Here is an 8,983-nt window from a genome sequence, read left to right on the forward strand (position 1 = left end):
CACCCCGATGTAGAGCAGCACGGCGGCGGCGAACATCTTGAAGTGCCGGGGGTCGGGCAGCCAGCTGGTGCGCACATAGGCGCCGATGAACACCCCCGGCAGGGTGCCCAGGACGACGATCCACGTCAGCGGCCAGAGCATCCGGCCTTCCTTGCAGTAGCGGTAGACGCCGCTGGGGATGGCCACCACGTTGAAGAGCTGGTTGGTGGCGCTGACCGAGGGGTTGACGTAGCCCAGGAAGGACATCTGGAAGGGCAGCAGCAGGAAGGCCCCGGAAACCCCGCCCATGGAGGTGAAGAACGAGATGACGAAGGCCACCAGGGGCGGCACCCAGGGGGCGACCTCGATTCCGGCGGTGGGGAAGAACATGGATACCTCCTGCGGCCTGCGGCTCTTCGGTCACGATTCCAATCGAATTCGTGACTTTTTGTAGCCGCCCGGCCGGGGAGTTGTCAAGTCGCCCGGTCTGGGCGAGGATGGGCGCCCCGGGGCCGCGGGCGCAAGCCCGCGGCCCGGGCGCCCCCTCCCCGGGGGGCGCCGAACCCGCGCGGCCCGCCGGGCCGCGCCAGGAACAAGGATACGGCGCGCATGGCACCCAGGAGCAGACCTTCCGGAAAACAGGCCGCCCCGGCCCGGGGCGCCGGGTCCCGGCCCGGAGCCGGGAGCGGCCACGGGCGCATCGTCTCCGGCCCCGAGGGGCCCGACTGCCTCGACGCCACGCAGCTCGCGGCCCTGGAGCAGGCCGTCCGCAGCTGGGTGGACGCGGCGGCGGGCCCCGCGGCGCGCCTGTCCCGCCAGCGCGTCCTGCTGGTCTTTCTGCTCATCCGCTACACCGGGGCCAAGCTCAGCGAGGCCCTGGCCCTGGACCCGGGGGCCGACGTGGACTTCGGGAGCGGGGTGTTGCGCCTGGGCGGGGCGGCGGGGCAGCCGGGAGCGCGCGAGGTCCAGGTGTCGGCCCTGCTGGCGGGCGAGCTGCGCGCCATCCTGGAGGGACCCGCCTTTGCCGGGGCGCCGGGCCCGGGCCTGGGGCTGGACCCCGGGTTCGTGCGCCGCAAGTTCTACGAGCTGGCCCGGGCGGCGGGCTTCGACAAGCGCCAGGGCGGGCCGGAGATGCTGCGCAAGGCCCGGGCCGTGGAGCTGCTCCAGGGCAACGTGCCCCTGCCCGTTGTCCAGGCCATGCTGGGGCATGTGACCCCGGCGCCGACCTCGGCCTATGTGTCCTTTTCGCCCGACGATATCCGCATGGTGGCCCGGGGGTTCCTGGAGCGCGAGGCCAGCCGGGGCAGCAGCGCGCGCAACTCCTTCTACGGCAAGGTCCGCGCCCTGGACGCCGGGGACATCCAGACCCGCGTGGAGCTGGCGACCCTGGACGGGCTGCGTGTGGAAGCCTTGGTCACCAACGACAGCGTGCGGCGGCTGGGCCTGCGCCCGGGGCGGCTGGTCACCGCCGAGGTCAAGGCGCCGCTGGTGTCCGTCCTGCTGCGCCCCGGCGCGGGAGCCGCGCGGACGCCGCCTCCGGCCAGCAGCCTGGAGAACGTGTTTCCCGGGTTGGTGGAGGAGGTTCGCGCGGGGGGCATCAATACCGAATGCGTGGTGCGGGTGTCGGAGGCCACGCGGGTGTGCGCCCTGGTGCCCGCGTCCTGGGCGCGCGCCAGGAGTCTTGGCCCCGGCGACGCGGTGTGGGTGCTGTGCGGCGCCTGCGCCGTGGTGTTGCATGTGGAGTGAGGCCGGGCGCCCGGCCCGACGGACCGGGCGCCCGGGATGGCTGCAACGGGCCTAGCTCTTGCCCTTGCCTCCTCCGCCGCCGCCACCGCCGCCACCGCCGCCGCCGCCGGAGCCGCCGCCGGAACCGCCGCCGGAACCACCGGAGCCGCCCCTGCCGCCGGAGCCCATGCCGGAGCCCATGCCCTGGCCCATGCCCTGGCCAATGCCCAGGGTCGAGGGGGCCACTCCGGCCTTCTTGGCGATGAGGCCCCAGCCGATGCCTTGCTGGCGCATCTGGCCGACCTGCTCCTCGCTCAGGTCCGAGGCCGCGGCCACGGCCCGGACCCGGGCCTGCTCCAGATCCCTTTCGCACTGGGCCATGCGTTCGCGGGTGCGCGTCCTGGCCGCCTGGTCGTTGGACATCTGGGCCTGCTCCATGGCCTCCTGGGCCTGGCGCATCTGGTTCATCAGGCCGCCCACCGTGGTCTCGACCTGCTCGCCGTCCTGCGCCTGGGCCGGGGCGGCCCAGGGCAGCAGGAGCGCCAGGGCCAGCAGCAGCCCGCAGGCGCGGCACATGTGCAATTCGCGTTTCATGGCGATCCTCCTTGTACGGGGTGTCTCCCGGAGCATGCAGTATAGCACTTCCGTCGGGGGCCGCAAGCACCCGCGCGAAGGCCCCCGCCCGGAAAACCGGGCGGGGGCCTTGTGCTTCGGGGCGCCGGGCGGCGACGAGGGGGCTAGACCCAGTCGTCGTCCTCCTCGATGGGCGCGAAGCCCCGGCGCATGGTGTTTTCGGTGACCACATAGGGGTCCATGAACTGGAGCAGGTAGTCGGGGCCGCCGGTCTTGGAGCCGATGCCCGACATGTTGAAGCCGCCGAAGGGCTGGCGTTCCACCAGGGCGCCCGTGCTGCCCCGGTTGAGGTACAGGTTGCCGACGTTGAACTCGGCGCGGGCGCGTTCGAGGTGGCGCGGGCTGCGCGAGAAGACCGCCCCCGTGAGGGCGAAGCGCGTGGAGTTGGCGTATTCCAGGGCCTGGTCGAAGTCCGCCGCGCGCATGACGGCCAGCACGGGCCCGAAGATCTCCTCCTGGGCGATGCGGTGCTCGGGGGTGATGCCCTCCACCACGGTCAGCGGGACGTAGCAGCCCGCGGCGCAGTCCTGGCCCCCGGGCATCCGCTCCACCAGCACCCGGCCCTCCTTTCGCGCCAGTTCCACATAGGCCATGATGGACTTCTGGGCGGCGCGGTCCACCACCGGGCCCATGACGTTGGCCGGGTTTTCGGCGGGGCCCAGGCGCAGGGAGCGGCAGGCCTCCACCAGCCGGGGCACGAAGCGGTCGTACACCGCGTCCAGCACGATGACCCGCGAGCAGGCCGAGCACTTCTGGCCCTGGAAGCCGAAGGCCGAGTAGACCGTCTGCTGCACGGCCTCGTCCAGCTCGGCGTCGTCGTCGATGATGATGGCGTTCTTGCCGCCCATCTCGGCGATGACCTTCTTGCACTGGAGCTGGCCCGGGGCGGGCACGGCGGCCTTGGCCATGATGCGCAGGCCGACCTCCATGGAGCCGGTGAAGGCGATGAGGCTTATGTCCTTGTGTCCCACGAGGTAGTCGCCCATGACCGAGCTGCGCCCGGGCACGAAGTTGAAGACCCCGGCGGGCAGCCCGGCGGCGGAGAAGGCCTCCACCAGCCCGTGGCCAACCAGCGACGACAGGCCCGAGGGCTTGTAGAGCACGGGGTTGCCCGTGACGATGGCCGCGCCGACCATGCCCGTGGAGATGGCCAGCGGGAAGTTCCACGGCGCGATGACCGCCGCGATGCCCTTGGGCCGGTACTGGTAGAGGTTGACCTCGCCGGGGGCGCGGCCCATGCGCCGGGGGGCGCCCAGGCGCAGCATCTCGCGGGCGTAGTATTCCAGGAAGTCGACGGCCTCGGCCAGGTCGGCGTGGGCCTGGTCCCATTGCTTGCCGACTTCGAGCACCTGCACGGCGCAGAGGTCGTGGATGTTGGCGCGCATGTGCGCGGCGGCGCGCAGCAGGTACTCGGCGCGCTCGGCGGGCGGGGTGGCCCGCCAGGAGCCGCGCACGGCCACGGCGGCCTCCAGGGCCCGGTCGATCTCGGCCGTTCCGGCCTGGTGCACCCGGGCCAGGACCTCGCCGGTGTCGGCGGGGTTGTAGGAGTCGAGCACGTCGTTCGTGTATACGGGGGCGCCGCCGATGAACAGCGGCACCTCGCGCAGGCCGTGGGCGCGGACGCGCGCCAGGGCCTGGGGGAACGCCTCGCGGGCCTCGGGCAGGGTGAAGTCGATCATGGGGTGGTTCTCGAAGGGGCCCGGGGCGGGCGCGGCCTCGCGGCCCACGGGCCGCGCCGCGCGCTCGCGCTCGGCGGCGGCCGCCGGGTCCTCCAGCAGCCGGGCCATGTCGGCCTCGTCGGCGAAGCTCTGGCGCAGGAACGACTCGTTGGCCGTGTTCTCCAGCAGGCGGCGCACCAGGTAGGCCATGCCCGGGATGAGGTCGCCGTAGGGGCAGTACAGGCGCACGCGCCCGGCCACCTTCCGCAGGCCCTTGCGCACGGGCTCGGCCATGCCGTAGAGCACCTGGAACTCGTAGCGCGACTCGGGCACGTTCAGGGCCTGGGCCGTTTCCATGACCGCGGCGATGGTGCGCACGTTGTGCGAGGCGCAGCACAGGCGGCAGATGTCCGCGTTTTCCAGCACATGGCGCGAAACGCGCTCGAAGGCCGCGTCGGATTCGGCCTTGATGGTGTAGACCGGCACCTCCCAGCCCATCTGTTTGGCGCGCACGGTTTCGTGGTCCCAGTAGGCGCCCTTGACCAGGCGGATGGTGATGGGCAGGTTCTGGGTCCGGGCCCAGGTGAGCATCTCGGCCACGTCCTGGTCGGTGCATTTCAGGTAGGCCTGGAAGACGATGCCCAGGTGCGGATAGTGGCGGAACTCGTCGGCCCCGCGCAGGCGTTTGAACAGCTCGATGGTGATGTCCTTGTAGTCCAGGGACTCCATGTCGATGCACATGGCCCCGCCCATCTGGACGACCTTGCGATAGACCGGGGCCAGGCGATTGTACAGGCCCTGCACCGAGCCCTCGAAGTCGCGGGCCTTGGTCTGGGAGTAGAAGGCCGACGGCTTCACCGACAGGTTGACGACGGGCTCGCCGCCCCAGTCCAGGCCGCTCCCGCCGTCGCTCAGGGGCTTGAACTTGTCCTTGGCCTCGGCCACGGCGTCCATCAGATCCAGGTGCTCCTGCATGCGGGCTTCGCTTTCGGCCTCGCTGACCGTGGCCTCGCCCAGCAGGTCGATGGTGAAGGCGAAGCCGTCCTTGCGCAGGCGCTGGATGTTCTTGACCGCCTCGCGGGCGTCCTGGCCGACGATGAACTGGCGGCCCATCTTTTCGATATTGGCCGAGATGGCCTTGGCCATGAGCTTGCCGCCCAGCTTCCCGGCCAGCCCGGCGGTGGTCAGCCCGGCCTTCATCACCGGGGGCAGGTCGCCGGAATCCGAAGCGAAGTACTCCTCGATGTGCCGCGTCAGGGACTCGGTGGTCGACAGGGCGGGCAGGACATCCACGAAGCGGAACAGCCGGACCTTGAAGTCCTCGTTCTTCATGGACCAGTCCATGACCTTGCCGGTCCACCAGCCCTTGTTGAAGATGGACGGGGCCTCGCCGCTGATGCTCTGGAAGAATTCCCTGCCGCGCGCGACGATGCGCTGCTCGAGTTGGGTCTTGTCCATGATCCCTCCTGGGACGGTCAGTCGTCCTGGGCGCCGTTGTCCCCGGGGTCGAGGCTCTGGGCCAGGGTTTCCTTGACGGTGGTCAGCACGATGGTCGTGCGCGTGTCGCGCACGGAGCGGATGCGCCCGATGCGCCGCAGCAGGCGGCCCAGGGCCTCGGTGTCCTGCACGCGGACCTTGATCAGGTAGGCGTCCTGCCCGGCGGTGTGGTGCACTTCGAGCACCTCGGGCAGGGCGGCCAGCTCGCGGCCCGAGCGCACCGAGCCCACGGCGTCCTCGGCGTGGACGAAGGTGAAGGCCGTGAGCCCGTGGTCCAGGGCCTTGGGGTTCACGCGGGTTTCGTAGCCCTGGATCACCCCCCTGGCCTCCAGCTTGCGGATGCGCTCCAGCACCGCCGAGGGCGCCTTGCCCACGCTGCGCGCGATGTCGGCGTTGGTGGTCCGGGCGTTGGCCTGGAGTAGGTCCAGTATCTTGCGGTCCGTTTCGTCGAGTGTTCCGTTTTTTACCATGATTGGAGAATCAAATTCGATTTCATGTCCATTGTCAAGAATGATATTCACGGTAATGGCGAAGGGCTGAAGGATCGGCGGGCAGGGCGGGGTGCGCGCGGGGCACTGCGCCCATACCGTTCCCCCTACCTATAAATGGAGCGGGGTGGCGCGGGGGGAACTGCGGCGGGCACGGCAGCCTGACCGTTCACGGCCAGCGCCGGGAGCACCGGGGCGGGGGGGCTCCACGGCCCGAGGCCCCGGCGCCGGGGCCCTCGCGGGCTCAGGCGCCCCGGCGGGCGCGCCAGCGGCAGGCCCGGCGTTCCAGCAGCTCGGTGCCCTCGTAAAGGGCCACTCCCAGGGCGCTCATGCCGAAGATGCCCGCGAACATGTCCGCGTAGTCCAGGCGGCCCCAGGAATCCATGATGAAATAGCCCAGGCCCCGCTGGGTGGCGAAGCTTTCCACGAAGAAGAGCACGGCCACGGATACGCCCGTGCCCAGGCGCAGGGCCGTGAAGCCGTGGGGCAGGGCGGCGGGCAGCAGCACATGGCGCAGGGCGTGGCGGTAGGTGCCGCCCAGGGAGTGGATGGTGTCCAGGTACTTGGGGTTCACGGCGCGCACACCGTCGCGGGTGGTGACCAGGATCTGGTAGGCCAGGATCAGGGCGATCATGCCCACGCGCGAGGCCTCGCCCAGGCCCAGCAGCAGGAAGAACACCGGCAGCAGCACGATCTTGGGCACGGGGTAGGTCAGGGTCACGAAGGGGGCCAGGGCGCGGTCGAGCCGGGGCAGGCTGCCCATGAGCACGCCCAGGGGAAAGGCCACGGCCCAGGCCAGGATCATGGCCGCCCCCGAGCGGGCGGCGCTGGCCCCCGCGTGGCCCCAGAACTCGGCCCGCCCGAGCTGGCGCGCGAAGGCCGCCAGGGCCTGTTCGGGGTGCGGCAGCACGTCGCCCGCCGGGCCCAGGGCCAGGGCCTTCCAGCCCAGGGCCAGCAGGGCCACCACCGCCGCGTAGCGCAGGGGTGCGCGCATCAGACCTCCGCCAGGGCCGCGCGCACGGCCCGGGCCGTGGCGTGGAAGCCCGGGGCGTCGCGGTGCCCGGGTTCGCCGAACCCGGGGTTGGGCACAAGCCTTGCCAGGCGCGCCGGGCGCCCGCCCATGACGGCGATGTCCGCGCCCAGGAACACGGCCTCCTCCACGCTGTGGGTCACCAGCACGAAGGGCGTGCCCCGCTGGCGCCAGGAGTCCAGCAGGGCCTGCTGGAGCTTCTCGCGGGTGATGAAGTCCAGGCTGGAGAAGGGCTCGTCCATGAGCAGCAGCTTGGGCCGCGCCGTGAAGGCCCGGGCGATGGCCACGCGCTGCTGCTCGCCGCCGGACAGGCGCGCGGGGTGGTCGCGCTCGCGTCCGGCCAGGCCCATCTCGGCCAGCACGGCCCGGGCCCGGGCCTCGCGCTCGGCCCGGGGCACGCCCTGGACCGTGAGGCCCAGGGCCGCGTTGTCCAGCACGGTCTTCCACGGCAGCAGGCCGTAGTCCTGGAGGATGATGGCGATGTCGGGCGTGGGCGCGGCCACCGGGGCGCCGTCCAGGGTCACCCGGCCCGCGGAGGGCGCGGCCAGCCCGCAGAGCATGTAGAGCAGGGTGGTCTTGCCGCAGCCGGAAGGCCCGACCACGGCCAGGGTCCGGCCCTGGTCCAGTTCCAGGTCCACCCCGGCGAGCACGGTGCGCCCGCCCGGGTAGGTCATGGTCAGCTTTTCGGCGCGCAGCACGGGAACGGCCTAGGGCTGCGGCACGATGGCCGCGTAGGGCAGGGGCGCCTCCAGCAGGCCCACGCGGAGCATCCAGTCCTGGACCTGGGCCACCTCGGCCTCGGAGGGCAGGCTGGGCGCGGGATAGCGGTACACCGGGAAGGCCGCCGCCAGGGCGTCGGGCATGCGGCATTCCCGGGCCATGAGGTCCCGGAAGTCCTCGGGGCGCCGGGTCAGGGCCTCCACGGCCCGGGAGTAGGCCGCCAGGAAGGCGCCGCAGGCGCCCATGCGCTCCTGGCGCAGGCAGACCACGGTCAGGGGCAGGCCCAGGGCCTCGTCCGTGGCCAGCCCCCGCCCGCCCCGCGACTCCACCAGGGAGGCCAGGGGCTCGGGCAGGATGGCGTAGCCCAGTTGCCCGGCCATGAGCATCTGCATGCGGATGGGGATCTTCTTGACCTCCATGCGCGTGAAGGGCTGCCCGCCGGCCGCGTCGCCCGGGGCCATGCGTTCGAGCAGGAACTCCATGACCGTGGTTCGCGAATAGCCCAGGGGCGCGCCCTCGGCCGCGCCCTTGGGCGAGGCCACCACGGCGAACATGCGCTGGCCCGGGGTGGTGCGGTAGCTCACGGTGGCCACGCGCATGGGCACCCCGGCGCGGATGAGGGTCAAGGTGGCCACGAGGTCGCCGAAATAGCCGTCGAGCTGGCCGCTTTGCATGGCCGTGTCGCGTTCCATGGCGCTGGCGAAGGGCACAAGCTCCACGTCCAGCCCCTGGGCGGCGAAAAGGCCCTCGCGGGCGGCCACATGCAGGGGCAGGGTGTCCAGCACGGGCAGGATGCCCAGGCGCAGGGCCTGGGCCCGGGCCCCGCCCGCCAGGGCCAGCACCAGCGCCGCGGCGAGCAGCGCGCAAGCCAGGGGCCGTCTCATGGCTACCTCCTCGGGGTGGGTTCCTTGGGCAAAAGGCGGCGTCCGGGCCCCTGGATACAACGGGACGGCGGCCCCGGCAAGGGCCGCGCCGCCGGACCGCCCCGCGCGCGGGCCGGGTACGGATATGCAAATTGCAATAAATGCGGAAAGGCGGGACCGCCCCGCGCGAGGGCCGGGGGCGCCGGGTGCGAGATTCGGAGGCTGGCCAGGGCGCGCAGAACCGCGTCCTCGCCAAGGCCGGGCGCGCCCGGCCGCCTGGCCAGCGCGCCGGGGGCCTCGGGGGGATTGCCTCAACAGCGGGGGCCCGGCTCTGGGCCACCCGGGGCGTCGGAGAGGCCGCGAACGCCCAGGGCTTTCGGCGGCAGGAGG

8 protein-coding genes are annotated in these 8,983 nt (G+C 72.2%); 1 reads left to right on the top strand and 7 read right to left on the bottom strand.

From position 1 onward, the window contains the following. On the bottom strand, nt 1-369 hold a 369-nt coding region (locus M0P34_RS10585), incomplete at its 3' end, for a sulfite exporter TauE/SafE family protein (RefSeq protein ID WP_291498885.1). A 219-nt stretch (nt 370-588) separates the two neighbouring features. Here M0P34_RS10585 and M0P34_RS10590 point away from each other — a divergent pair. Then, nucleotides 589-1,725 (top strand): TOBE domain-containing protein, encoded by a 1,137-nt coding sequence (locus tag M0P34_RS10590; protein WP_291498886.1) that lies wholly within the window; start codon nt 589-591, stop codon nt 1,723-1,725. A gap of 51 nt (nt 1,726-1,776) precedes the next feature. On the opposite strand, the gene M0P34_RS10595 is transcribed toward M0P34_RS10590, so the two are convergent. The 6 genes from M0P34_RS10595 to M0P34_RS10620 form a co-directional block, all read right to left on the bottom strand. After that, nucleotides 1,777-2,298, bottom strand: coding sequence for a hypothetical protein (locus tag M0P34_RS10595; RefSeq protein ID WP_291498887.1), 522 nt, complete (start codon nt 2,296-2,298; stop codon nt 1,777-1,779). Nucleotides 2,299-2,441: 143 nt separating this feature from the next. Beyond that, nucleotides 2,442-5,453, bottom strand: a complete 3,012-nt coding sequence (locus tag M0P34_RS10600; protein WP_291498888.1) for a proline dehydrogenase family protein — start codon at nt 5,451-5,453, stop codon at nt 2,442-2,444. A 17-nt stretch (nt 5,454-5,470) separates the two neighbouring features. Further along, on the bottom strand, nt 5,471-5,962 hold the full coding sequence (locus M0P34_RS10605; RefSeq protein ID WP_291498889.1) for an Lrp/AsnC family transcriptional regulator: 492 nt from the start codon (nt 5,960-5,962) through the stop codon (nt 5,471-5,473). A gap of 262 nt (nt 5,963-6,224) precedes the next feature. Beyond that, nucleotides 6,225-6,974 (bottom strand): ABC transporter permease subunit, encoded by a 750-nt coding sequence (locus tag M0P34_RS10610; protein WP_291498890.1) that lies wholly within the window; start codon nt 6,972-6,974, stop codon nt 6,225-6,227. Further along, nucleotides 6,974-7,708: an ABC transporter ATP-binding protein gene (locus M0P34_RS10615; protein ID WP_291498891.1), complete on the bottom strand. Its 735-nt coding sequence runs from the start codon at nt 7,706-7,708 to the stop codon at nt 6,974-6,976. Before M0P34_RS10615 ends, M0P34_RS10610 begins: the two co-directional genes overlap by 1 nt. 9 nt (nt 7,709-7,717) lie before the next feature. Continuing rightward, nucleotides 7,718-8,614, bottom strand: a complete 897-nt coding sequence (locus M0P34_RS10620; RefSeq protein ID WP_291498892.1) for an ABC transporter substrate-binding protein — start codon at nt 8,612-8,614, stop codon at nt 7,718-7,720. Nucleotides 8,615-8,983: the final 369 nt, after the last annotated feature.

This window comes from Desulfocurvus sp., from assembly GCF_023230885.1.
Classification (GTDB): domain Bacteria; phylum Desulfobacterota; class Desulfovibrionia; order Desulfovibrionales; family Desulfovibrionaceae; genus Desulfocurvus.

Coding starts and splice junctions, on each gene's coding strand:
- M0P34_RS10590 (WP_291498886.1), top strand. CDS start 589: ATGGCACCCAGGAGCAGACCTTCCGGAAAACAGGCCGCCCCGGCCCGG.
- M0P34_RS10595 (WP_291498887.1), bottom strand. CDS start 2,298: ATGAAACGCGAATTGCACATGTGCCGCGCCTGCGGGCTGCTGCTGGCC.
- M0P34_RS10600 (WP_291498888.1), bottom strand. CDS start 5,453: ATGGACAAGACCCAACTCGAGCAGCGCATCGTCGCGCGCGGCAGGGAA.
- M0P34_RS10605 (WP_291498889.1), bottom strand. CDS start 5,962: ATGGTAAAAAACGGAACACTCGACGAAACGGACCGCAAGATACTGGAC.
- M0P34_RS10610 (WP_291498890.1), bottom strand. CDS start 6,974: ATGCGCGCACCCCTGCGCTACGCGGCGGTGGTGGCCCTGCTGGCCCTG.
- M0P34_RS10620 (WP_291498892.1), bottom strand. CDS start 8,614: ATGAGACGGCCCCTGGCTTGCGCGCTGCTCGCCGCGGCGCTGGTGCTG.